Annotated in this window: 24 protein-coding genes; 10 read left to right on the forward strand and 14 right to left on the reverse strand. The window is 60.7% G+C overall.

Annotation, left to right across the window (positions count from 1 at the left end; all coding sequences use genetic code 11):
* Nucleotides 1-142: 142 nt before the first annotated feature.
* The 10 genes from EQW76_RS21235 to EQW76_RS21280 form a co-directional block, all read right to left on the reverse strand.
* A complete protein-coding gene (locus EQW76_RS21235; RefSeq protein WP_142830667.1) occupies nucleotides 143-1,237 on the reverse strand; it encodes a chemotaxis response regulator protein-glutamate methylesterase in 1,095 nt (364 codons plus the stop codon).
* Nucleotides 1,238-1,252: 15 nt separating this feature from the next.
* The gene (locus EQW76_RS21240) at nucleotides 1,253-2,107 is read right to left on the reverse strand and encodes a CheR family methyltransferase (RefSeq protein WP_142830665.1); all 855 of its coding nucleotides are present in this window, start codon (nucleotides 2,105-2,107) and stop codon (nucleotides 1,253-1,255) included.
* A gap of 11 nt (nucleotides 2,108-2,118) precedes the next feature.
* Nucleotides 2,119-2,607 (reverse strand): chemotaxis protein CheW, encoded by a 489-nt coding sequence (locus tag EQW76_RS21245; protein WP_142830663.1) that lies wholly within the window; start codon nucleotides 2,605-2,607, stop codon nucleotides 2,119-2,121.
* A 2-nt stretch (nucleotides 2,608-2,609) separates the two neighbouring features.
* The gene (locus tag EQW76_RS21250; RefSeq protein ID WP_142830662.1) at nucleotides 2,610-4,421 is read right to left on the reverse strand and encodes a methyl-accepting chemotaxis protein; all 1,812 of its coding nucleotides are present in this window, start codon (nucleotides 4,419-4,421) and stop codon (nucleotides 2,610-2,612) included.
* Between the two features lie 207 nt (nucleotides 4,422-4,628).
* Complete coding sequence (locus tag EQW76_RS21255) at nucleotides 4,629-6,578, reverse strand: methyl-accepting chemotaxis protein (RefSeq protein WP_143123196.1); 1,950 nt, start codon at nucleotides 6,576-6,578, stop codon at nucleotides 4,629-4,631.
* A 260-nt stretch (nucleotides 6,579-6,838) separates the two neighbouring features.
* A complete protein-coding gene (locus EQW76_RS21260) occupies nucleotides 6,839-8,533 on the reverse strand; it encodes a methyl-accepting chemotaxis protein (protein ID WP_142830658.1) in 1,695 nt (564 codons plus the stop codon).
* Between the two features lie 38 nt (nucleotides 8,534-8,571).
* Nucleotides 8,572-9,069, reverse strand: a complete 498-nt coding sequence (locus EQW76_RS21265) for a chemotaxis protein CheW (protein ID WP_142830656.1) — start codon at nucleotides 9,067-9,069, stop codon at nucleotides 8,572-8,574.
* The gene (locus tag EQW76_RS21270; protein WP_143123197.1) at nucleotides 9,066-11,081 is read right to left on the reverse strand and encodes a chemotaxis protein CheA; all 2,016 of its coding nucleotides are present in this window, start codon (nucleotides 11,079-11,081) and stop codon (nucleotides 9,066-9,068) included. Before EQW76_RS21270 ends, EQW76_RS21265 begins: the two co-directional genes overlap by 4 nt.
* On the reverse strand, nucleotides 11,078-11,446 hold the full coding sequence (locus EQW76_RS21275) for a response regulator (protein ID WP_111222370.1): 369 nt from the start codon (nucleotides 11,444-11,446) through the stop codon (nucleotides 11,078-11,080). Before EQW76_RS21275 ends, EQW76_RS21270 begins: the two co-directional genes overlap by 4 nt.
* Nucleotides 11,443-11,772 carry a hypothetical protein gene (locus EQW76_RS21280; protein WP_224127953.1) on the reverse strand — a complete coding sequence of 110 codons (330 nt, stop codon included), beginning with the start codon at nucleotides 11,770-11,772 and terminating at the stop codon, nucleotides 11,443-11,445. Before EQW76_RS21280 ends, EQW76_RS21275 begins: the two co-directional genes overlap by 4 nt.
* A 351-nt stretch (nucleotides 11,773-12,123) precedes the next feature.
* Between EQW76_RS21280 and EQW76_RS21285 the strand changes: the two genes are divergently transcribed.
* On the forward strand, nucleotides 12,124-13,866 hold the full coding sequence (locus tag EQW76_RS21285; RefSeq protein WP_142830652.1) for a chemotaxis protein: 1,743 nt from the start codon (nucleotides 12,124-12,126) through the stop codon (nucleotides 13,864-13,866).
* A 77-nt stretch (nucleotides 13,867-13,943) separates the two neighbouring features.
* Here EQW76_RS21285 and EQW76_RS21290 read toward each other — a convergent pair whose 3' ends face one another.
* The 3 genes from EQW76_RS21290 to EQW76_RS21300 all read right to left on the reverse strand — a co-directional run bounded on the left by EQW76_RS21290 (nucleotide 13,944) and on the right by EQW76_RS21300 (nucleotide 16,265).
* Nucleotides 13,944-15,089, reverse strand: a complete 1,146-nt coding sequence (locus tag EQW76_RS21290) for a tetratricopeptide repeat protein (RefSeq protein ID WP_142830651.1) — start codon at nucleotides 15,087-15,089, stop codon at nucleotides 13,944-13,946.
* Nucleotides 15,090-15,098: 9 nt separating this feature from the next.
* The gene (locus EQW76_RS21295; protein WP_142830650.1) at nucleotides 15,099-15,752 is read right to left on the reverse strand and encodes a thiamine phosphate synthase; all 654 of its coding nucleotides are present in this window, start codon (nucleotides 15,750-15,752) and stop codon (nucleotides 15,099-15,101) included.
* Between the two features lie 339 nt (nucleotides 15,753-16,091).
* Complete coding sequence (locus EQW76_RS21300; protein ID WP_142830648.1) at nucleotides 16,092-16,265, reverse strand: DUF465 domain-containing protein; 174 nt, start codon at nucleotides 16,263-16,265, stop codon at nucleotides 16,092-16,094.
* A gap of 232 nt (nucleotides 16,266-16,497) precedes the next feature.
* Between EQW76_RS21300 and EQW76_RS21305 the strand changes: the two genes are divergently transcribed.
* The 6 genes from EQW76_RS21305 to EQW76_RS21330 all read left to right on the forward strand — a co-directional run bounded on the left by EQW76_RS21305 (nucleotide 16,498) and on the right by EQW76_RS21330 (nucleotide 20,410).
* Nucleotides 16,498-16,701: a DUF465 domain-containing protein gene (locus tag EQW76_RS21305; RefSeq protein WP_111222365.1), complete on the forward strand. Its 204-nt coding sequence runs from the start codon at nucleotides 16,498-16,500 to the stop codon at nucleotides 16,699-16,701.
* Between the two features lie 14 nt (nucleotides 16,702-16,715).
* Nucleotides 16,716-17,210, forward strand: a complete 495-nt coding sequence (gene purE / locus EQW76_RS21310) for a 5-(carboxyamino)imidazole ribonucleotide mutase (protein ID WP_142830644.1) — start codon at nucleotides 16,716-16,718, stop codon at nucleotides 17,208-17,210.
* Nucleotides 17,207-18,262, forward strand: coding sequence for a 5-(carboxyamino)imidazole ribonucleotide synthase (locus EQW76_RS21315; protein WP_142830642.1), 1,056 nt, complete (start codon nucleotides 17,207-17,209; stop codon nucleotides 18,260-18,262). The genes purE and EQW76_RS21315 overlap by 4 nt, the downstream gene beginning before the upstream one ends.
* 170 nt (nucleotides 18,263-18,432) lie before the next feature.
* Nucleotides 18,433-18,558 (forward strand): type B 50S ribosomal protein L36, encoded by a 126-nt coding sequence (ykgO, locus tag EQW76_RS21320; protein WP_037069952.1) that lies wholly within the window; start codon nucleotides 18,433-18,435, stop codon nucleotides 18,556-18,558.
* Between the two features lie 123 nt (nucleotides 18,559-18,681).
* The gene (locus EQW76_RS21325; protein WP_142830641.1) at nucleotides 18,682-19,296 is read left to right on the forward strand and encodes a hypothetical protein; all 615 of its coding nucleotides are present in this window, start codon (nucleotides 18,682-18,684) and stop codon (nucleotides 19,294-19,296) included.
* A gap of 85 nt (nucleotides 19,297-19,381) precedes the next feature.
* The gene (locus EQW76_RS21330) at nucleotides 19,382-20,410 is read left to right on the forward strand and encodes an alpha/beta hydrolase (protein WP_142830803.1); all 1,029 of its coding nucleotides are present in this window, start codon (nucleotides 19,382-19,384) and stop codon (nucleotides 20,408-20,410) included.
* Here the strand turns inward: EQW76_RS21330 and EQW76_RS21335 are convergent.
* Nucleotides 20,397-21,296, reverse strand: a complete 900-nt coding sequence (locus EQW76_RS21335; RefSeq protein WP_142830640.1) for a LysR substrate-binding domain-containing protein — start codon at nucleotides 21,294-21,296, stop codon at nucleotides 20,397-20,399. The genes EQW76_RS21330 and EQW76_RS21335 overlap by 14 nt on opposite strands.
* Before the next feature lie 108 nt (nucleotides 21,297-21,404).
* Between EQW76_RS21335 and EQW76_RS21340 the strand changes: the two genes are divergently transcribed.
* From EQW76_RS21340 to EQW76_RS21350, 3 genes are read left to right on the forward strand one after another with little or no spacing between them, the layout of a single operon-like run.
* Nucleotides 21,405-21,794, forward strand: a complete 390-nt coding sequence (locus EQW76_RS21340; RefSeq protein ID WP_142830639.1) for a tautomerase family protein — start codon at nucleotides 21,405-21,407, stop codon at nucleotides 21,792-21,794.
* Between the two features lie 4 nt (nucleotides 21,795-21,798).
* Complete coding sequence (locus EQW76_RS21345; protein WP_142830638.1) at nucleotides 21,799-22,203, forward strand: cupin domain-containing protein; 405 nt, start codon at nucleotides 21,799-21,801, stop codon at nucleotides 22,201-22,203.
* Entirely contained in the window at nucleotides 22,200-22,772 is a 573-nt protein-coding gene (locus tag EQW76_RS21350) for a DUF4865 family protein (RefSeq protein ID WP_142830637.1), read from the forward strand. Before EQW76_RS21345 ends, EQW76_RS21350 begins: the two co-directional genes overlap by 4 nt.
* Nucleotides 22,773-22,815: the final 43 nt, after the last annotated feature.

Consider the following 22,815-nt stretch of genomic DNA (forward strand, 5'->3'; position numbering starts at 1 on the left):
TCAAGGGCACAGCCGCATAGCTGCGTTGCGCCGCTCAAGGATCGTTAATTTAACGAGCCCGATCCCACCGCTTGAGACGATAGCCAAATGCGGATGTCGCCGCCGCTGGAAGCAGCGCAAGGCGGCAACCAAGAGCCTGAGCCTAGAACTTCTGCTGCGCAATCAGGATTTCGCGGGCCAGCTGGTCGAGCGGCAGGATACGGTCGACGCCGCCATGGGCGATGGCTTCCTTCGGCATGCCGAAGACCACGCAACTTGCCTCGTCCTGGGCAACCGTATAGGCGCCGGCCTGCTTCATCTCCAGCATGCCGCGCGCACCGTCGTCGCCCATGCCGGTCATGATGACCCCCATGGCATTCGAGCCGGCAGCCCGTGCGGCCGACCGAAACAGCACGTCGACCGATGGACGGTGGCGGGAGACGAGCGGCCCCGGCTTTACAGACACCGAGTAGCGGGCACCGTGGCGTTCCAGAAGCATATGCCGGTCGCCGGGCGCAATCAGCACGTGGCCGCGCAGGACCGGATCGCCGTCGACAGCTTCCTTGACCTCGACCTCGCAGAGGCCATTCAGCCGCTTTGCGAAGGCTGCCGTGAATTTCTCCGGCATGTGCTGGACGATGACCATGCCCGGCGCGTTCGCAGGCAATGCCTCGAGCAGCGCACGCAGCGCCTCCGTCCCGCCCGTCGAAGCTCCGACGCAAACGACCATCTCAGTGGTCTTTGCCATCGCCCTGCCGGTTGGCGGTGGCAGCATGACGTCGGCCGTCAGCTTTGCGGCGGGAGCGCCAGCCCGTGCGGCAACTCCCTCGGCCGCCCGCTTGCTGCCCGGAATTCGAGCATGCGACGCGGCCTTGACGACCTCGCGGATCCGCATCGCTTCTTCGGCCAGATAGTCTGCAGCGCCGATCCGGGGCTTGAGGATGATATCGACGGCGCCCGCCTCAAGCGCCTGCAGCAAGGTCTCTGAGCCCGCCTCCGTCAGCGACGAGCACATGACGACCGGGATCGGCCGCTGCAGCATCAGCTTGCGCAGAAAGGTAATGCCATCCATCCGCGGCATCTCGACATCCAGGGTGATGACATCCGGGATTTCCTCCTGGATCTTCCGTGCCGCCGCAAATGGGTCCGCAGCCACTCCCATGACTTCGATTTCGGGATCGTCGGACAGGATCGCGGTCAAGGTTTGCCGGACACTGGCGGAGTCATCGATAATCAGAACTCGAATTTTCTTTGGCATACCTTTTCCATGCATTTAGAGGCGCTGAAAGACAGTGTTTGACACCTGCTTCAAGGGCAGGTCGATGCCGGCAAGCGATTCCGAGTGGCCGATAAACAGATAGCCGCCCGGAAGCAGGCAGTCGCACAGGCGGCCGATGACATCTGCCTGGGTGGGTTTGTCGAAGTAGATGAGAACGTTGCGGCAGAAGATAATGTGCATGGGACCGCCGACACCGTAGGACTTGTCCATCAGGTTCATCCGGCCAAAACCGACATGCGACCGCAAACGCGGCGCGATGCGCACCTCCCGCCGTTGCTGCTGCTTCGAGCTCATCACATATTTCCGGCGAAGATTGGCAGGCACCGGCTCAACGAGGCTGTCGGCGTAAATCCCGATACGGGCCGCCTCCAGCACGTCGGTGCTGAGATCTGTTGCAAGCACCGAATAGTCGATACCGGGCACGCGTTCGGCAAACTCTGACAGCACCATCGCCATCGTGTAGGGCTCGGCGCCTGTCGAGCAGGCAGAACTCCACGCCCGCAGCCGCCGTTCCCCGCGTTTGACGAGATCGGGCAAGGCCACAGCTTCCATGTATTCGAAGTGCTTCGGCTCACGAAAGAAATCAGTCTTGTTGGTCGTGACCGCATCGATCAGGTGCACCGTCTCGGTTTCGAGCCCGTCGCCGTTGAACAGGAAATCGCAATAGTCGTCGAAGGAAGTGATCCCCGTTGCCCGGAGGCGCCGGCGCAGGCGGCCCTCGAGCATCGTCAGTTTCGTCGTCGGCATCTTGATGCCGCTATACTCGTAGATGAACTGGGCAAGCTTTTCGAAATTGCGCTTGCTGATGTGATCGCCGAAAGCCTGGCTTTCCTGTTGGGCCACTCTCATCCGCTGCCCACTCACGCTGCTTGGCCGGTGCGCGGGGAGAGCATCGCGGTGTCCTCGCGCGACAGCAATTGCGCTAGGTCGACGATGACGACGAAGCCGTTCTCGCGGCGGACGACGCCGGCGATGTAGTCGGAACGCCAGCGAATGCCGATATCCGGAGCCGCTTCGATCTGGTCACGCAAGAACGGCGTCACCTCGAAAACCCTGTCTGCAACGAGGCCAAGCGTCAGAGTTTTCGGACCGATTGGAATGTCGAGAACCAGCACGCGGGTATGCGGTGTCGGGATGGTCTTCGATAGACCGAGCTTCAGCCTGAGATCGATGGTGGGTACCCCCTGCCCGCGCACATCGCGCAGGCCGAGCAGGTAATCCGGACCGTTGGGGATCTTGAAAGCCTCGGCATAATCGAGAATTTCGCGAACCACTTCGACCGGCACGGCGAAGACTTCCTCGCCGAGGCTGAAGGTGACGAATTGCGATTCGAGAGGTGCTGTGGCCATGATTATGCGCTTTCCTTGAAGTCCATGTCGCCATCGTCCGGGCCGCCCATGGAGAGATCGAGTGCGTAGCCCTTCAGCCGTGCCTGCTGGCCTGCGACCGTATTGCTTGCCTTCGAGCCCGGAGCTTTGCGGGCGGAAGTGACCGGTGTCCGGGCGGTGGTCCGCACGGCAGGGGCACGGGTAGTTTTCTTGGAACCCTGGTCGACCTTGAAGAAGGCGATCGACGTCTGCAGCTCTTCGGCCTGGGCAGCCAGTTCTTCCGATGTTGCCGACATCTGCTCCGAGGCACCAGCGTTCTGCTGGGTGACCTTGTCGAGCTGCTGGATCGCTTCGTTGATCTGCGAGGCACCGATATCCTGCTCGCGGCAGGCGGCACTGATTTCCGAGATCAGCTCGGCAGTCTTGCGGATATCCGGCACCAAGCGACCGAGCATCTCACCGGCTTCAGCGGCTGCCTTCACCGTATCGCTCGACATCGAGCCGATCTCGGCAGCCGCCGACTGGCTGCGTTCGGCAAGCTTGCGGACTTCGGAGGCGACGACGGCAAAGCCCTTGCCATGTTCGCCGGCACGTGCGGCTTCGACGGCTGCATTCAGGGCCAGCAAATCGGTCTGACGAGCGATTTCCTGGACGATGCCGATCTTCTCGGCGATGGTCCGCATGGCGCTGACGGCGCGGGTAACGGCTTCGCCAGAGGCTTCCGCATCCTTGGCAGACTGACGGGCGATCTTTTCCGTCTGGGCGGCGTTGTCGGCGTTCTGCTTGATGTTCGAGGCCATTTCCTCCATCGCCGCAGAGGCTTCCTCGGCGGAGGCCGCCTGCTCTGTTGCGCCCTGGGAGACCTGCTCGGAGCTGGCCGAGAGTTCCTGGCTACCGGAAGAAACGTTATCGGAAGCGGACAGGGCATCGGCAACGACGCCACGAAGGCGGTCGACCATCTGCTCCAGTGCCATGCCGAGCGTATCCTTGTCCGACAGCGGCTTCGGCGCAACCGTAAGGTCGCCGTCCGAGATCTGCGATGCGATCGTCGCTGTGTTGCGAAGGTTCGCCGTCATCCGGCTCATCGAGGTCACCAGATCGCGGATTTCGTCGTTGCTTTTGTGTTCGATCTCCTGATCGAGATCGCCAATGCTGACGGCATCGGCAAGGCTCACCGCGCGCTTCAGGCCGCGAGAGATATTGAGCAGTATCCAGAGCGCGGAAATGGACGCCACGATGATCAGTCCGATGGTCATCGAGACCAGAAGATTGCGCGAGGTGGCATACTGGTCGTTGGTGGCCGAATCCGTTTCGGCGACGTTGCCGGTGACGGTGCTGCTCAGCTTGGACAGGACCTGCAAGAGCTGGACGGTAATCTGCTGACCTTCGCCCATCGAGATGTTACCGGCCTGGCTGTTGGATTCGGTAGTATTTTCCTTTGCGAGGACGATGACGCGATCCTGCAACGGTAGCCATTTGCCATAGAGATCAGCAAACTGGGTTATGCCATTGCGGACATCAGGGTCGGGCGATGTCGAAAGACGTTGCACCAGAGTTTTGACCAGTTCGCGCTGCTGCGTGACTTCGTCGACGTAACCATTGATCTTGGATGGATCGGTGTTGATGATAGCGTCCTTCTCCGAGCGGATAGAACGCAGGACGGCATCCGAAAGCTCTCCGGAATCTCGCAGGTTGGCAACGGGGCCTGCAACCATTTCAGAAATGTCGTTGTTGAGCGAGGACAGGTTGTAGATCGACAACCCGGCCATGGCGCAGGTGAGGAGGACAATGAAACCGAACACTAGGCTCAGTTTTAATTTGATCGTGAAACGCATGTGGAGGCTCCAAGCGGGTGGTGTTGTTCGGGACAAGCCTATGACCGGCGGCCACCAAGGCACGCCGGAGGTTGATGATTGAGTGAAGAGCTTGACATCTACTCCCGCGTCGATCGGCTCGGAGCCTTTCACGCATCCAACGGCCACATCCGTTGGCTCAGGCACGTTCGGGGCCGCGTGGACCCCGTATCGGGATAGCCTCTCGGCTTAGGCGCTTTCGCGGAAGTCTTCGTCTTCTGCGTCAGGTCCGCCCATGGACATATCCAGTGCAAAACCCTTGGCACGAGCCTGCTGCGCGGCAATGCTCTGCGAGGACTTGCCGTAGGTCGGTGCGATGGACTTTCGTGCCTGAAGAGGGGCGGAGACGATTTTCGTCGAAGCCCTCACCGGTGTCTTCTTCGAGGCCGAAGCCCGCGAGTTCGACGTCTCGACCTTGAAGAAGGCGATCGACGTCTGCAGCTCTTCGGCCTGGGCCGCGAGTTCTTCTGACGTTGCCGACATCTGCTCGGAAGCACCGGCATTCTGCTGGGTCACCTTGTCGAGTTGCTGGATCGCTTCGTTGATCTGCGAGGCACCGATATCCTGCTCGCGGCAGGCGGCACTGATTTCCGAGATCAGCTCGGCGGTCTTGCGGATATCCGGAACCAGGCGGCTCAGCATGTCGCCGGCTTCAGCGGCTGCCTTCACCGTATCGCTGGACATCGAGCCGATTTCGGCGGCAGCCGACTGGCTGCGTTCGGCAAGCTTGCGGACTTCGGAGGCGACGACTGCAAAGCCCTTGCCATGTTCGCCGGCACGGGCCGCTTCGACGGCTGCGTTCAGGGCCAGCAAATCGGTCTGACGAGCGATTTCCTGGACGATGCCGATCTTCTCGGCGATGGTCCGCATGGCGCTGACGGCGCGGGTAACGGCTTCGCCGGAGGCTTCCGCATCCTTGGCCGATTGGCGGGCGATCTTTTCGGTCTGGGCGGCGTTGTCGGCGTTCTGCTTGATGTTCGAGGCCATCTCTTCCATCGCCGCAGAGGCTTCTTCGGCAGAGGCTGCCTGTTCGGTTGCGCCCTGGGAGACCTGCTCGGAGCTGGCGGACAGTTCCTGGCTACCGGCAGACACGTTGTCTGCTGCAGAGATCGCGTCGGCAACGACGCCGCGCAGGCGTTCCACCATCTGCTGCAGCGCGATACCGAGCGTATCTCTCTCCGACAGCGGCTTTGGCGAAACAGTCAGGTCGCCTTCCGCAATCTGGCCGGCGACATCAGACGTCGTCCGCAGGTTGGTGATCATGCTCTGCATGGCAAAGCCCAGAACGTCCTTGTCGGACAACGGCTGCGCCATGACCGATAGGTCACCTTCGGCAATCTTGCTTGCCATAGCCGCTGTGCCGCGCAGGTTGACAGCCATCCGGCTCATCGAATCGACGAGATCGCGGATTTCGTCGTTGCTCTTGTGCTGGATCTCCTGGTTAAGGTCGCCAAGGCTGACGGCATCGGCAAGGTTCACCGCGCGCTTCAGGCCACGGGAGATGTTGAGCAGTATCCAGAGCGCCGAAGCCAACGCGATGACGATCAATCCGGCGGTCATCGCCACGAGCAGATTGCGCGAGCTGGCATACTGTTCGTTCGTCGCTGTATCCGTTTCAGTCACGTTGCCCGTGACGGTGTCGCTGAGCTTTGCCAGCACCTGCAGAAGCTGCACGGTGATCTGCTGGCCCTCGCCCATGGAGATGGACCCGGCCTGGCTGTTGGATTCCGTGGTATTCTGCTTGGCAAGTCCGGTGACACGATCCTGCAACTGCACCCATTTGCCATAAAGATCGGTGAACTGGGTCATGCCGTTGCGGATATCCGGATCCGGCGAGGCGGAAAGACGTTGTACCAGCGACTTGATCTGATCGCGCTGCTGCGCGATCTCGTCGATGTAGCCGCCAATCCTCGTCGGATCTGTGTTGATGATGGCATCTTTTTCCGACCGGATGGAGTGCATGACCGCATCCGAGAGTTCACCCGATTCCCGCAGGTTGGCGACGGGGCCGGCCACCATTTCAGAGATATCGCCGTTGAGCGAAGACAGATTGTAAATCGATAGGCCGGCCATCGCGCAGGTGAGCAGGACGATGAAACCGAATACGAGGCTCAGCTTTAACTTGATCGTGAAACGCATGAGGAGACTCCAAGCGGGTGGCATTGATCGGGACAAGCCTGTGACCAAAAGCCACTCAGGATCGCCAATTTTAGATCGGAGGTAAGAGCTTGACATCTACTCTCGCGTCGAACGGCTCTCGGCCCTTCGCGCATCCAACGGCCACATCCGTTGGCTAAGACATTTCAGGACAAGGTAATTTCCTGAATAAAAACGAGCGCATAAATACGTTGGCTCAGTGCGCCGGCGGCCTTAGTGGCCGCCGGTAACATTCGGTCAGATCAAGCGCTTTCGCGAAAATCGTCGTCGTGTGCATCCGGTCCGCCCATCGACAGGTCGAGTGCAAAACCCTTGGCACGGGCCTGCTGGGCGGCAACGCTGTTCGGCTTGTTGGCGACAGCAGGCCGGCGGGCATTTGCTGCGGCCATTGGCGCCTTGGCGAACGCCCGTACGGCGATCTTCTTGGCGGCCGGCTTGTGAGCGATGCTGTCGACCTTGAAGAAGGCGATGGATGCCTGCAGCTCTTCGGCCTGGGCGGCGAGTTCTTCTGACGTCGCAGACATCTGTTCCGAGGCGCCGGCATTCTGCTGGGTCACCTTGTCGAGCTGCTGGATCGCTTCGTTGATCTGCGAAGCGCCGATGTCCTGCTCGCGGCAGGCGGCACTGATTTCCGAGACCAGTTCCGCAGTCTTGCGGATATCCGGCACCAGGCGACCGAGCATTTCACCGGCTTCGGCCGCTGCCTTGACGGTATCGCTCGACATTGCGCCGATCTCGGCAGCCGCCGACTGGCTGCGTTCGGCAAGCTTGCGGACTTCGGAGGCGACGACTGCAAAACCTTTGCCATGTTCACCGGCACGTGCCGCTTCGACGGCTGCGTTCAGGGCCAGCAGGTCAGTCTGGCGGGCGATTTCCTGGACGATACCGATCTTCTCGGCAATAGTCCGCATGGCGCTGACGGCGCGGGTAACGGCTTCGCCAGAGGCTTCCGCATCCTTGGCCGACTGACGGGCGATCTTTTCAGTCTGGGCAGCATTGTCGGCGTTCTGCTTGATATTGGAAGCCATTTCTTCCATCGAAGCCGAAGCCTCTTCGGCGGAGGCAGCCTGTTCGGTGGCACCCTGCGATACCTGCTCGGAACTGGCTGAAAGTTCCTGGCTACCGGAAGAGACGTTGTCGGAAGCGGACAGCGCATCGCCGACCACGCCGCGCAGGCGTTCGATCATGACGTTGACGTTTCCGAGCATCTCGCCGATTTCGTCGCGGTTGGTGATTTCAGCGGTCTTTGTGAGGTCGCCTTCTGCAACATCGCGGACCACGGCGTTGGCACGGGCAAGACCCTTGCCGATCGTGCTTGCGATCCAGTAGGCGGTGATGGCAGCAATCAGCAGCGCCGCGCCGGCGACTGCCAGCATCATCATACGGATATGGGCATACTGAACGTCCGCATCGTCGTCCGCAAACTTCATCTTGACCTTTTCGTCCTCGAGCTTGTCGTTGAGGCTGGCTCCGATGGAGTTGGCGGCCTTGCGAGCTTCGCCGACAGAAACGGCATAGGCGCCTTCCTTGTCGCCGGCATTCAGCAGGTCGCGGATCTGGTCATCGGCGCGAACGAACATTTGCGCCATCTTCTCGGTTTCGCCCCACGCTGCGCGGCTATCCGGCGACAGGATCTTGTTGAGCGACGCAAAATCGTCTGTCAGGGCCTTGCGGGCTACATCACCGGCAGCAATCGCCGCCTTGCTGTCTTCTGCTGTACGCGCTGCCAGCAGGTTCTTCTGCTGACGGATGATCTGCAGCTGATCGATATTGATCTGCTGTGTCAGCTCAAGCCGTGCGGCCGGTCCCTCGAGGACGTCGCTGATGGTGTCGTTGAAATTGCTTAGGCTCATGATGGCGTAACCGGAGGTGCCGATCAGCATGAGTATGATAAAGGCGAAGGCCCCCACCAGTTTGGCCTTGATCGTAAATCGCATAATATTGTCCCCTATATTTCGTCTCATAGCTGCCTTGGTCAGGCAGCCAGCGCGTGATCCCGTCGCGTCGCGAAAATGGCCTGCAGGTTTGGAAGGATGATGAATTCGCCGCCTCGCTTGACGAGGCAGCTGATGTAGTCCGGCCGCCAGCGCATGCCGACGCTCGGAGGCGCTTCGCTGGAGGCTTTCGCCAGCGTGGTGACTTCATTCACCTTGTCCGTTCGCAACCCGACCAGTGTCGGTTCGTCCTGGATCGTCAGGGAGATGACGACGATGCGGCTGTCGATGGTCGCTGCTGCCGCTTCCATGCCGAAGGCAAGGCGCAGATCGGCGAGCGGAATGACTTTGCCGCGAAAGTTGATGACGCTGGCAACGAAAGGCTGGCTTCCCGGCACCGCAGTTTCCGGCAAGAGATCGAGGATTTCCTGAACCATTGCCGCCTCGAGCGCAAATGTCTCGCCGTTCAGATCGAACGTCAGGACCTCGAGTTCATCGGTGTCGTTCCAGTGATTATCGTTCTGAAGGGACTGGTTCATCCTGCTGCACGCAACTGCGCCTCCTGTTGCTGACCGGCGGCGACCAGGTGGACGACGTCGAGAATAAGCGCGACATTGCCGTCGCCGAGAATGGTGGCACCAGAGAATGTCGAGACATCCTGATGCAGCTTGGACATCGACTTGATGACCGTCTGGTGGTCGCCGATGATCTGGTCGACGACGAGACCAACCCGTTCCGTGCCGGTCGAGATGACCACCACCTTCTGATGCACATCCGGCTTGGTGCCGGTGCGGAACAGCTCGCGCAACCTGAGGAAAGGCACGAGGCTGTCTCGCAGCGAGATGAAGCTACGACCGCGCGAGCGCAGATCCTCCTCCAGCGACAGTTCGAGGCATTCCTCGACTGCTGAAAGCGGAATGACATAGCGACCGGTGCCGACCCGCACGAGCAGGCCATCGATGATCGCCAGCGTCAGCGGAATGCGCAAGGACACTTCCGAGCCCTGCCCGTCATGGCTGGTAACGTCGATGGCGCCGCGCAATGCCTCGACTGTCTTCTTGACTACATCCATCCCGACGCCACGGCCGGAAAGATTGGTGATCTGCGCCGCAGTGGAAAATCCCGGCGCGAAAATAAGCTGCAGCAGGTCGCTGTCGGACAGCACCTGGCCCGGCTGGATAAGCCCCGAGCTTTCAGCCTTGGCACGGACTCGCTGGCGATTGATGCCACGGCCGTCATCCTTGATCGAGATGATAACCTCGCCACCCGATTGCCGCGCCGACAGCGTGACTGTGCCGCCCTCGGATTTGCCGGCGGACAGGCGCTCGGCCGGCGGCTCGAGGCCGTGGTCGATCGAATTGCGCACCAGATGCACCAGCGGATCGGCGAGGCGTTCGATGACCGTCTTGTCGACTTCCGTGGTTTCGCCTTCCGTGATCAGCTCGATGACCTTGCCGGTCTCGCGGGCGAGATCATGCGTCAGGCGGCGGAAGCGGCTGAACAACGTTGCGACCGGCACCATGCGCAGTACCATCATCGTGTCGCGCAACTCGCCGGACAACCGTTCGATTTCTTCCGATACGGAGCGCAGTGCGAGATCGGAGCTGGAATTGGCCAACTGGCGCAGGCGTGACTGGGCGATCACGAGTTCACCGACGCGATCCATCAGCTCGTCGAGCCGTTCGGCCGGGACACGGACGCTTTCGGATGCCTTGGCCTGACGGGCATCGGTCGGAGCCGCGGCCGATGGCGTCTCGGCCTTGGCAGGAACGGTCTCGGCAGCGGCCGGTGCAGGTGTCGCGACAGGCAACGACACCACCACGGCAGGCTCTCCGACAACCGCGACGACCGGAGCCGGCGCTGGCGCCTCGCTGAGGGTCTCGACCTCGAGCTGCATGTCGTCCATAACGAAAATAAACACGTCGTCAATGGCGGAGCGCGGCTGGTCGGAGGTCAAGAGCACCTCCCAGGAGAGGTGCAGTTCCGTCGGCACCAGCACGTCGAGTGGTGGAATTCCAGACGTATCGGCAACGATCCGGCATTCGCCGAGATCGCGCAATTCGTCCAGCAGACCGAGCGGGTTGGTGCCGTTGATCATCGCGTTATGCGGCAGGCTGAAGCGGATGCGCCAACGGTTCAATGGGTCCTTTGCAGCAGCTACGACCGGCTCTGCGGATTTGCCATCGACGGCAGCACGCAGCAGTTCCAGCAGGCGATCGCCCGCCGCCTGATGATCGCCGTTCGGCGTCTCGACCAGGGCACGCATGTGATCCTGCGCCGCCAACACCGCAGCAACCAGTTCGGCAGTTGCCGGCACTTCACCCTTGCGGACACGGTCGAAGGCCGTTTCGCAATGATGGGTGAACGCGGCCAGCGCGTCGAAGCCGAACATCGACCCGGAACCCTTCAGCGTATGTAGTCCGCGGAACACCGCGTCGATCTGCGCCTTGTCGTCGAGCCTGTGGGTAAGGTCGAGGAGGCCGCTTTCGATCTGTTCGAAAACCTCGGCAGCTTCAATGCGGAAGACGGCAACCGGATCGAGCATGTTCATCGGCCGAGTACCTTGCGGGTTATCTTGATCAGGTTTTCAGGATCGAAAGGCTTCGTCAGCCAGCCGGTGGCACCGGCAGCCTTGGCGCGGGCCTTCAGGTCGGCATCTGATTCCGTCGTCAGGAAGATGATCGGCACGCCCATGTGCTCGGGCAGCTTGCGCAGCTCCTCGATCATCGTCAGGCCGTCCATGACAGGCATGTTGAGATCGGTAATGATGAGATCGAATGCCCCACCCTTGGCCTTTGCCAGTCCGTCCGAACCATCCACCGCTTCGGTCACGGTATAGCCGGCGTTGGAAAGGGAGATCTTGGTCGTCATTCGAATGCTGGCGGAATCGTCGACCGTTAAAATGTTCGCAGTCATACTCGTACCTCTTGATGTAACCAGAATTGCGCGTCTTCCGCCGACTGGGCGTCGGTGAAACCACCGCGCTTCAATACCTTAAGCACCGACCCTGTCGCAGGAGCGGCCAGCCGCATCGTCTTGCCGGCGGCACGGGCATCCATGCGGGCAGATTCAACCAGCTGGACAAAGCTCAGATCAGCCTCGGCATCCTCGGGGATCTCAAGCGTAATTTCCGGGCTTTCCGTCAGGCGCATATGAATAATGCCATGCACTTCCGCGATATTCTTTATAACCAAAGAATTTGGAAGCTGCACAACGTCCTTATACTTACGATCCGCTGTCAAAATTGCCTCCTGAGTGGACAGATGCATAACCTCTGATAGAGGAATCTCATGACAGCCTTAACAGGCAGTAAACCCGGGTTGCACCGAAGCACAATTACAGCGAGTCCCCATGGTGCGATTTATTACCTGAAATAAATTGGGATTTAGTTTAAGGATTTCAGTAAAATTGAACAATTTCCGTTACTTATGGGATATTGCAATAAAGCTTAGTATAACTGATGAGTGATTGTTAACGATGCTTCGAGATCGATGCCGATACAACGTCTGCGAGTCACCGCAATTTACCGGAACTTTCCATCCTTGAGTCTAGTATTGAGCCAGAGAAGACGAGATTCAAGTAAAGGAAGAACAATGACAAGTGGAACAGCTCTGGCGCATCGCCCTTTACAGATGCCGGTCGCCGACGTCCGCGACACATTGGAGTCGGCCCGCAATCAGGTCGAGAAGCGCTTCCTGGACGGCGGCGCAGTGCTGGTTTCGGTGATGGAGGTCATCAACGAGCTGCTTGCATCCCTGGATCGTCTGACGAAATCACTGGACAGCGATGGCACGAGCGACACGGCGGCGGATCTGCTGCAGACCGTGACGACGCTGGTCGACCTGCCCGACCTCGAAGCCAGGCGCCAGGAGAATTTTGCAGTCCTGTCGGCGGCCGGCGCCGTGCTGAGCACCCATGTCATGGATATGCAGGAAACGATGCGCTACCTGCGGACCTTTGCCATTACCGTGAAGATTACCGGCGCCGGTATTGCCGAATTCGGCGGCTTCGCGCAGGAGATACTCGAGCGGATCCAGTCCGGCACCAACGAGGTCAACAGTTTCGCCGACCAGCTGACCACGCTGGAGCGGGACCTCAAGGTTGCGATGAATGTCGGGGCAACAACGACCAAGGACTATGGCCACACCATTCCGAAAGTCGTCGATGCTCTTGAGAAAGACGTAAAAACCATCGCCAGCCACCGCAAGGATCTTGCAGCGATTGCCGGCCAGGTCGGCGCCATCGCTCGCGGGGTCCAGGGCAAGGTCGCCTCCACCCTGTCTGCGCTGCAGATCGGCGACATCACCCGCCAGCGTATCGAACACGTACAGAGCGCCTTCACCTTTCTCGAGGAATTCCTCGAAACCGAGGAAGGCCGCGCACTCGACAACGATGCACGCTACCGCCTCGAAAATCTCATTCACCACCTGACGGCGGCGCAAATGCGCGACATGGTTGAAGACTTCCAGCGAGAATCCCGCAATGTCGTCCAGACGATCACCAGCTTCAGCCACGATACCCAGGAAATCCTGAAACTGCGCGATGACATGAAGGGCAGCGGCGAGGAAACCGGCGGCAATTTCATGCGCACGCTGGAAGACAGCGTCTCCACCGCCCTTGGCATCGTCAAGCAAGTGGAGACGGCGCGCACCCAGACAAACCGGATCAGCCAGTCCACCCTCGACACGACATCCAACCTTTTGAAAAGCATCGCCAATATCCGCGCGGTCAAGACCGACATCCATTATATGGCGTTGAATACCAACCTGCGCTGCAGCCGCATGGGCGAAGAAGGCCGCTCGATCAACGTCATCACTGCCGAACTGCGCATCTTTGCAGCCAAGCTCGATGATTCAGCAGACTCGCTCGTTACCGGCCTTTGCGATCTCGAGACTGCCGGCAATGGCGTCGCCTCGACCCATGAGGCCAACGCCCGCCGCCTCGACGAACGGCTTGGCGGCGCTGTCGGCAATATCCGCGCCGGCGCAGACGTCATGGAAAAGGAACTGGCGATCCTGTCCGAGCGTGGGCGCGAAGTGGCCACCAAGATCAGCCTGTCGCTCAGCAAGCTCGATTTTCAGAACGATCTCGGCGAGATCCTCGCCACTTGCGCCGATACGTTGAGCGATATGGCGGGCCCGCAGCAGCCCGACGTCAGCGACCTTGCCGACAGCCTCGGGCCGCTCGCAGCCCGGATCCTGAAGGTCTACACCATGGCGCAGGAACGCAATGTCCACCACGACATCGTCCCTGCTCAAAGCGGCGCCATCCTGCATGTCGTCGAAACTGCGGCCGCCGCGAACGACGAGGACTTGTTCGAAGACGCGCTTTTCTAGAGCAAGGCCCAGCTGCAAATGACGACGACGTGGGGTATCAAACGCGCGTCTCACACTGCGAGACGCCTTGAGCGCACTTAGCGCGCGCTGCGGAATTTGTTGGCCGCGTTGATCGCGGCCTTTTGCTGGTCGTCCTCGATACCGAGATAGAAATCCTCGAGTTCGGGATCCTTCAGTCCGGCACGGCGCGAAATGACGTACCATTTTGCTGCCTCGACCGCATCCTGCGGCGTTCCGAGGCCATTGATATAGAGGTGCGCCAGCTTGTTCTGCGCCACCACATTGCCGCGATAAGCCGCGACCTTCATCCACTTGAAGCCTTCTTCGAGCTCGGTCTTGCCACCGACGCCGTTGATCAGCCAGACCCCCATGTCCAGCTGCGCCGTGTCGAAGCCGGCATTCGCCGCCCGCGCCAGCCACATGCGCGCCTGTGCCTTCTTCTCCGGCGGCACGCTTTCAAGCGACATATAGAGTTGCGAAACGGCGTATTGTGCATCCGCGATGCCTTGGGCGGCAGACTTTTCGTAATAGGGCAATGCCAGCTCGAGGCCCTTTATACCAGCGTTGTCGGCAGTCAGGCTCTGTGCCCAGTTGAACTGCGCCGTCGGCTCTCCGGCATCGGCTGCTTTCTTCATCCATTGATCGGCCGACTTGCGGTCACGCGGGACATCGCGGCCTTCCATCTGCGCCAGGGCAAATTTGAACATCGCGGTAGGATTTCCGCCTTCCGCTGCCTTGCCATACCAGAAGGCGGCGTTCTTGCTGTCGCGCCGGACGCCCAGTCCCTGCGACAGCAGTTCGGCGATCAGCGTCTGTGCCGCCGGATCACCGAGTTGGGCGCGCGGCAGGGCTTTCTGGAATGCCGTGAGATAGTAGCCACGCTGAAAGGCACCATAGGCCTCGTCGACCACGCCCGTATAAGGCTTTTCCGGCGGAAGCGCCGGCAGGCCTACGCCCATGCGATCGAGAACGCCGATGCCACCCGAAGGCTTGGTTGCCTTGGGATCGGTAGGCACAGGTGCTGCCTCGCCGCCTTTCTTGAAAGGCTGCGGCTTCGGCTCGTTCGATGGTAAAATGTGCTCGGTCGGAAAAGCCCCGACATTAGGGGAATTCGAGACCCCGTCCGCAGCAGACTGCGCTCTTGCCATAGGGGGAAGAACAGCAAACCCGGTGAGGAGCGCCAGAAACAGCAAGGGCGGATGATAGCGGTGCGAGATCGACATGAACTGCTATCAATCTTCAAACCGTGGCGCTTTTTCGTCCAGCAAGGCATTCACGGCAGAAACAACAGACGATGCCTGTGCGGCGTCGGCAAACACAGCGGATCTCAACGCCACGAACTCCACTCCGGCGAGCGCCACATCGAGCGCGGAGTTCGGGTCGGTGCCGCCCATGACGATGCAGGGGATCTCGATCATCGATGCCCACCATTCGCCGAGATCGACGTTTTTCGGATGTGCCTCGGGCTTGAAGTCGCCGTCGAACTTGCCGAAGAAGATATAGTCCGGCCTCAGTTCACCGATTTCCAGCGCGGTATGCCGATCCTTGGCCGTTCCGCCGCCGACCATGAAGCTTGCCGTCTGCTTTTCCATCGCCTCGGTGAACTCGGCAATATCGGCAGCGATATGCAGCCCATCCGCCTTGGCGCGCGCCGCGACGCGGCTGTCGCCGGCAATGAGGGCTGCGGCACCGGCGGCCTGAACGATCGGAACCAGCTTTTCCGCCGATTTCTGGAAATCGAATTCGTTAAGCCCGTATTGCGGAATGATGACAGAGGCGACGTCGCCGCCCTCCAGCGCCTTTGCCACGAGTGCATGCTGTTCTGCGATGTCGGTCATCTCGGGCACGATGAGAACCAGACGGCAGCGGCTTGGGGGCAAGGTCATGCAGGCTTCCTATTCGGCGCATCCGGCCGGAACACGAAGTCCGGCATTCCGGTCTGTGAGTAAATCCGTTGGGACCTGCTGACAAGGGGAGCGTCGCGGAAAACCGCAAGGTCCCTATTGCCCGGGAACGCGGGCGAAGCTGCGAGGAGCCCCGTGCCCGCCGCTCTGTCCGTACCGCTGGCCGCAAGGCACGGAAGCTTTCAGCAACCTCACACAAACAGTTGCGCCAACCCCTGCGTTAAAGGAAGTTGGCGCAAAATTTCGTCAATTCAGTGCAAAGTCCGCATTTCAGCCGCGACGGAGCAGACTGCCCGATCCGGCCGCAACGCGGCTACGGCATCAGTGTACCGATGTGGCAATACGCTGGATCTGGTCTTTGATTTTCAGCTTCATTCGCTTGATGTCCGCGATTTCACGGTCATCCACTGAGGGGGAGGTCATCGCGGAGTGCAATTTCTCTTCGAGGGCGACATGCTTTTTCTGGAGCGATTCAAGATGAGCCTGAACTGTCATTTGACCTTCCTTCTGCTTGCCTTCCCCAGCCATCCATCGCTGGAGTTCTAGGCTTTAACGACAATAGTGTGACATACTAATTCTTCAATGTCGAAGGCCAAAAAGTGACTTGAACAGGGCAAATTCATGATCACGGATAACTTCCCGTTACCGTTATTTGGTGATAGGAGCTTGCGAAATTAAACCGCTGGATCCAAAGGGTTCCGCGTGACGACGACTGGGGACGAACACCATGCCCGATCAGGATCAAGCCGACGTGAGACTCATCATGGCGCGCCTGCGCCAGGAACATGAGGATTTCGACGTCGCTATCAATGCGATGATCGAAACCGGCTGCGATCAACTCCGTGTTCAGCGCATGAAAAAGAAGAAGCTGGTCATCAAGGACAAGCTGACCAAGCTCGAAGACCAGATCATTCCGGACATCACCGCTTGAGGGGACGCGTCGCCATGACCGAAAGACCGCCTGTCGCCATTATCATGGGCAGTCAGTCCGACTGGGAAACCATGAAGAATGCGGCCGATACCTTGGAAGCCCTTGATATCACGTATGACGCCCGCATTATCTCGGCACACCGCACGCCCGATCGGCTGGTACGCTTTGCCAAGGGCGCGCGCGACGAGGGCTTCAAGATCATCATCGCCGGCGCCGGCGGCGCAGCCCACCTCCCCGGCATGGCTGCATCGATGACATCGCTGCCGGTGTTCGGCGTGCCAGTGCAGTCGAAAGCCATGTCAGGCCAGGACAGCCTTCTCTCCATCGTCCAGATGCCGGCCGGCATTCCTGTCGGCACGCTTGCCATCGGCCGGGCCGGCGCTATCAATGCCGCGCTGCTCGCTGCCGCCGTCCTCGCGCTCAACGACGAGGATATCGCCGACCGGCTGGATGCATGGCGGGCTGCCCAGAGTGCTGCAGTCGCTGAATACCCGATGGATGACCTATGACGACACAGACGATCGGCATCATCGGCGGCGGCCAGCTTGGCCGCATGCTAGCCATGGCCGCAGCCCGACTGAACTTCCGCACCATCATCCTCGAGCCGCAGGCCGATTGTCCGGCGGCCCAGGTCGCCAACCGCCAGATCGTCGCTGCCTATGACGACCCCGCAGCACTGGCGGAACTCGCAGCGGTCTCGGACGTGGTGACCTATGAATTTGAAAACGTGCCCGTCTCTGCCGCACAATCTCTATCCCTGAGCGTGCCCGTCTATCCCCCGCCGAAGGCACTGGCCATGGCGCAGGACCGTCTGACGGAAAAGCAGTTCCTCAATGGTTGCGGCGTCGCAACGGCGCGCTTTCATGCCGTCGACAGCCAGTCTGACCTTGAGGCGGCACTTGCCGACTTCGGCGGACAGGGCGTGCTGAAGACGCGCCGGCTGGGCTACGACGGCAAGGGGCAGCGCGTCTATCGCTCGCTCGCCGACAGTTCGGAAGGCGGCTATGCAGCGCTCGGCAACGTCCCCCTGATTCTCGAAAGCTTCATCGCCTTCGAGCGCGAGGTCTCCATTATCGCGGCCCGCAACCCGGAAGGCACGATCGAAAGCTACGATCCGGCCGAAAATGTTCACCGCGACGGCATTCTGCACACCTCGACGCTGCCAGCCCGGCTCTCGCCGGAAACCGCGGCAGCCGCTGCAGCCGCCGCCAAAACTATCCTCACGGCGCTCGATTACGTCGGCGTCATCGGCATCGAGTTCTTCGTATTGGCCGATGGGCAATTGATTGCCAATGAAATGGCGCCACGCGTGCACAATTCCGGTCACTGGACGGAAGCTGCCTGTGTCGTCTCGCAGTTCGAGCAGCACATCCGCGCTGTTGCCGGCCTCCCGCTCGGCAATCCTGTGCGACACGCCGATTGCGTCATGCAGAACCTGATCGGCGACGACATCCTCGCTGTTCCGGACTGGCTGGCGCGCGACAACACGCTCGTGCATCTCTACGGCAAGACCGAAGCCCGGCCCGGCCGCAAGATGGGGCATGTCACGACACTTCTTTAGTCTGTGCATGACCTGTAGCATCGGGAAAAAGCCCGGATAGTCGGTTGACAGGGCGAAAGCGACACGGTATCTGCTCCCCACCCTAAAAGAGCGCGCCAAGAGCGCGCTTTTGATTGTTTAAAGATACGGGCGAATGTGACATTCCCCCTAAAACCTCGCGGATCGAAAAAATGAAGATCAAGAATTCGCTCAAGTCGCTCAAGGCTCGTCACCGCGACAACCGCCTCGTTCGTCGCAAGGGCCGCGTTTACATCATCAACAAGCTGAACCCGCGCTTCAAGGCTCGTCAGGGCTGATTTGCGGATGCCGTTTGGTTGTCGGTCGTCCCGCGCCGCGTGTGCGGGCACATCGACGGCCAGGTTTCTGACGGCATGACGTTCAATCGAATTTGTTTTGATCTTCTGCGGTGGCGGGCTAACATGCCCGCCATGTTTGTTCGTGCCCTGTTGCTCCCCACCCTGCTCCTGCCGGTCTTGCTTGCTGCTTCTGCCCCGCAGATGGCAGTCGCAGATGACGCGCGGATCGTGGAGCAGCAAACCGAGAGCGTCTCTCCGAAACAGCGCCTCGACGATCTCTTCACGGCACTTAGACGCCAGCACGATCCGGATCAGGCCGCAGGCATTGCCAACCAGATCAAAGTGGAATGGTCGCAATCCGGCAGTGCCACCGTCGATTTGCTGATGCAGTGGGCGGCCAAGGCCATTGCCGAAAAGCGCAACGCCGCCGCTTTCGACTTTCTCGATCAGGTCATCGCCCTGAAGCCACGCTATGTCGAAGGCTGGAACCAGCGCGCGACGCTGAACTACGCGCTTGGCGACTACAACAAATCCATGGCTGATATCGAACAGGTTCTGCGGCTGGAGCCACGCCATTTCGGTGCGCTCGCCGGCATGGCAGCGATCCTCACCGAAAATGGCAAAGACCAGCAGACGCTGGAAATCTGGCAGCGGTTCCTTGCTATCTATCCCGCAAACCGCGCGGCCCAGCAGCAGGCCGACCAACTCAGCGAAAAACTTGCGGGCAGCCGTACCTGACTGTGCAACCGGATGCCGCGCCCGACCGTATAGAATCACGAGGTCCGGCGACCGAGTTCCGGGCATGTTTGCGAGTTGCCTGTCGATGCTGAGTTTTCTGGTTCTGGTTGCCCTGGTGCTCGCAGCCGCGTTTGCCTACACCGCTGTCAAGGCCCGGGCCATCACCGAGGCCAATCCGAACATCGGCAACCTCATCGACATCGGCGGCTACAGTATCAATGCTCTCCACCTGAAGCGCCCTGACGGCGCGGACCTGCCGCCTCTCGTCTTCATTCATGGCGCCAGCGGCAATCTGCGCGACCAGATGCAGGCCTTCGCCAGCCCTCTCGAAGGCCGCGCCGAAATGCTCTTCGTTGACCGCCCGGGCCACGGCTATTCCGAACGCGGCGGGCCAGACAATGCCTTTCCGTCCGGACAGGCCGATGCCATCGCAAAGTTGATGGATAAACTGCAAATCGGCCCCGCCATAATAGTAGGCCACTCCTTCGGCGGCGCAATTGCCGCAGCCTTTGCGGTTCGCCATCCCCGAATGACCGCTGGCCTGCTGTTTCTGGCACCGGCCACCCATCCCTGGCCCGGCGGTGTCGACTGGTACTACCGGCTGGCGTCTGCGCCCGTCCTCGGCTGGATCTTCGCGCACACGCTGGTCATCCCGGCCGGCCTCCGGAAGCTCGACCAGGGCACCATCGGCGTCTTCAGCCCCAACCCGCGGCCGCGCGACTACATCGAAAAGACTGCGCCGGCTCTGGTCTTGCGGCCAGATGTCTTCCGCAACAACGCCCGGGACGTCGTCAACCTGCTTGGCTATGTGACGCGCGAATCGCAGCGATACCGGGAGATCAAGGCGCCCACCGTCATCATCACCGGCGATTCGGACGACGTGGTGCTTGCCGAACTCCATTCCATCGGCCTCGAGCGCGACATCGTCGGCGCCGAACTGATCACCATCCGCAACCTCGGCCACAAGCCCGATTACATCGCCAACGACGTCGCCATTGCCGCCATCGAACATCTCGCCGGTACGCCCCGCGACCTGAAGCAGGTGGCCCGCCTCGCGGAAATACGAATTGCCGCCGAGATCAGTTCGGACCCGTCTCCAGCTACCCGTGCCTGAATGCTGCAAGTGACGGACGCAACGCTTCCAGAATAATGGCAGCGAGGCGCTGGGTGGCGGGACTTTGATCCGCCGCAGCACGGTGCAGCACGAGGTCTAGCTTCGGCAACGACGGCAGCCCGAGCTCTCCGTCAAACAGCGGCCGCACCGTACCGGGCAAACCGAGCGGCGTGCGCACCGTTATCCCGAGACCGGCCGCTGTCGCTGCCCACAGGCCACCGAGACTGGGGCTGACGAAAGCAACCCGCCAGCCGAGCCCAACACTATCCATCGCCTTTGTCGCGGCGGTCCTGAGCAGGCAAGGCGCCTCGAGCGTGGCGAGCGGCATCGGTTCGCCGCTATCAGCCATCCAGTCGATCCGGCCGTCCATCGGCCCCACCCAGCACATAGGCACCTCGCCGACAAGTTCGCAATGGGCGGTCCGCTCGCCATTGCTCCACGCCAGTGCCAGATCGAGCCGGCCGGACCGGACCCGCTCCATCAGCTCGACGTTGCGTACCACCCGAGCCTCGATGCGCACTTTCGGATGAGCGCGGGCAAAGCGACCGAGAACTTCGGGAAGCAGCGCTTCGCCAAAATCCTCCTGCAGGCCGAGCCGGACCCAGCCTTCGAGTTCCATCCCCTGCACCGCCGTAACCGCTTCATCGTTGAGGTCGAGCAGCCGGTGTGCATAGGCGAGCAGCGTTTCGCCGGCTTCGGTCAGCGCCAGCCCACGGCCGGCCTTGCGAAAAATCGGCCTCCCCGCCTGCTCCTCGAGTTTCTTGATCTGCGCACTGACGGCCGACGTCGAACGCCCGACACGCTCCGCCGCTTTGGCAAAGGTACCGAGCTCGATGCCCGCGACGAAGCTTCTCAGAATATCGAGATCGAAGACAGGGTAGCTCACATCATTGTCCAGTTTATCGGGATCATAAATCCATTTATATCTGATTATCCGGACGGATAAAGGGTGCAATAGAAGTTGCGTCAACTTGTTTCACCCGAGAGAACCCCCATGCCCATTACCCGAATTTCCCTGATGCGTGGCAAATCGCCAGAATACCTCGCGACGCTGTGCGACACGTTTCACCGCGCAATGGTCGAGACTTTCGATGTCCCTTCCGCCGACCGGTTTCACGTCATCCACCAGTGCTCGCCCGGCGAACTGGTCTTTGACCGCGACTACCTCGCCGGACCGCGCTCGGACGATTACCTGTTTTTCGACATCACCATCGGCAAGCCACGCACCGCCGAGGTCAAGCAGGCATTCTATCGACGGGTGACGGAGCTGCTCGGCGACACCCTAGATATCCGTGCGGCGGACGTTATGATCGTCATCACCACCACCGGGCGCGAGGACTGGTCGTTCGGCAACGGCCGCGCCCAGATGATAGAGGTGGCATAACGTCATGCCGCAAAGCAAATTGGACCGCGTCCATAGAGCCGGCGAGGCTCGGCAGCAGGCACCCGAGGGGATATCCAGCCAGCCATTTTTGCTGGAGACGCTCATCCCGGCGTCTGAGAATGGGCTCGGCGCCATGATCGCCATGCTCAAGCCTGGAACGCTGACCCACTGGCACAGCCATCCGCACGGCCAGATCCTCTACGTGCTCTCCGGCATCGCCTTGGTGCAGTGTGACGGCGGAGCGGTCGAGCAGCTGCATGCCGGCGACTGCATCCGTTTCGAGCCAGGCGAGCACCACTGGCATGGATCCGGCGTGACGACGAGCTTGACCTATCTCAGCGTCCAGGCCGCACATGAAGGCACTGCCGTCACCTGGTTCGAGCCCGTCACCGAAGGAGACCGACAGTGATCGCCATGCAATACAGTTTCATGCTCCCCGCCGACTACGACATGGACATCGTCGACCGGAGAATCCGCGATAAAGGTCCGCTGCTGGACAACTTTCCAGACCTCGTCTTCAAGGCCTATCTCACAGCCCGCAAAGGCGACGCGATCACTGGGTCGAGAGACAATCTCTATGCGCCGCTCTATGTCTGGAACGGTGTCGAAGGACTGAACGATTTTCTCTGCGGCCCCGGCTTCGCGGGCGTCAGCGCCGCGTTTGGCCGGCCGCAGGTAAACACCTGGATCCTCTGGAATACCGCGATTGCAGCAGACATCCGCAAGGCTCGCTTCGCCACCCGGGAGATTTCCGATATCGGACCGGATGCCCATCTCGGCACGATGCGTGCGGCAGGCAGCGCGGATGCGCTAGCCGACATCGAAACGGGTGCAACACTCGCCTCGGTTTCGGCCTTCGATCCCCATGGCTGGAAACGCCTTCGCTTCCGGCTTTGGCGGGAGATGCCGAAGGGACCGTTGCCGACCGACACGCTCGCCTATCGCCTCGGCCATCTGTCGTTACCCGAGCGCGCCTGAACCCTCGACGCCGACCAAAATGCTGTCACCGGGACAATGTCCC

Source organism: Rhizobium sp. rho-13.1 (assembly GCF_007000305.1).
GTDB lineage: Bacteria > Pseudomonadota > Alphaproteobacteria > Rhizobiales > Rhizobiaceae > Rhizobium > Rhizobium rhododendri.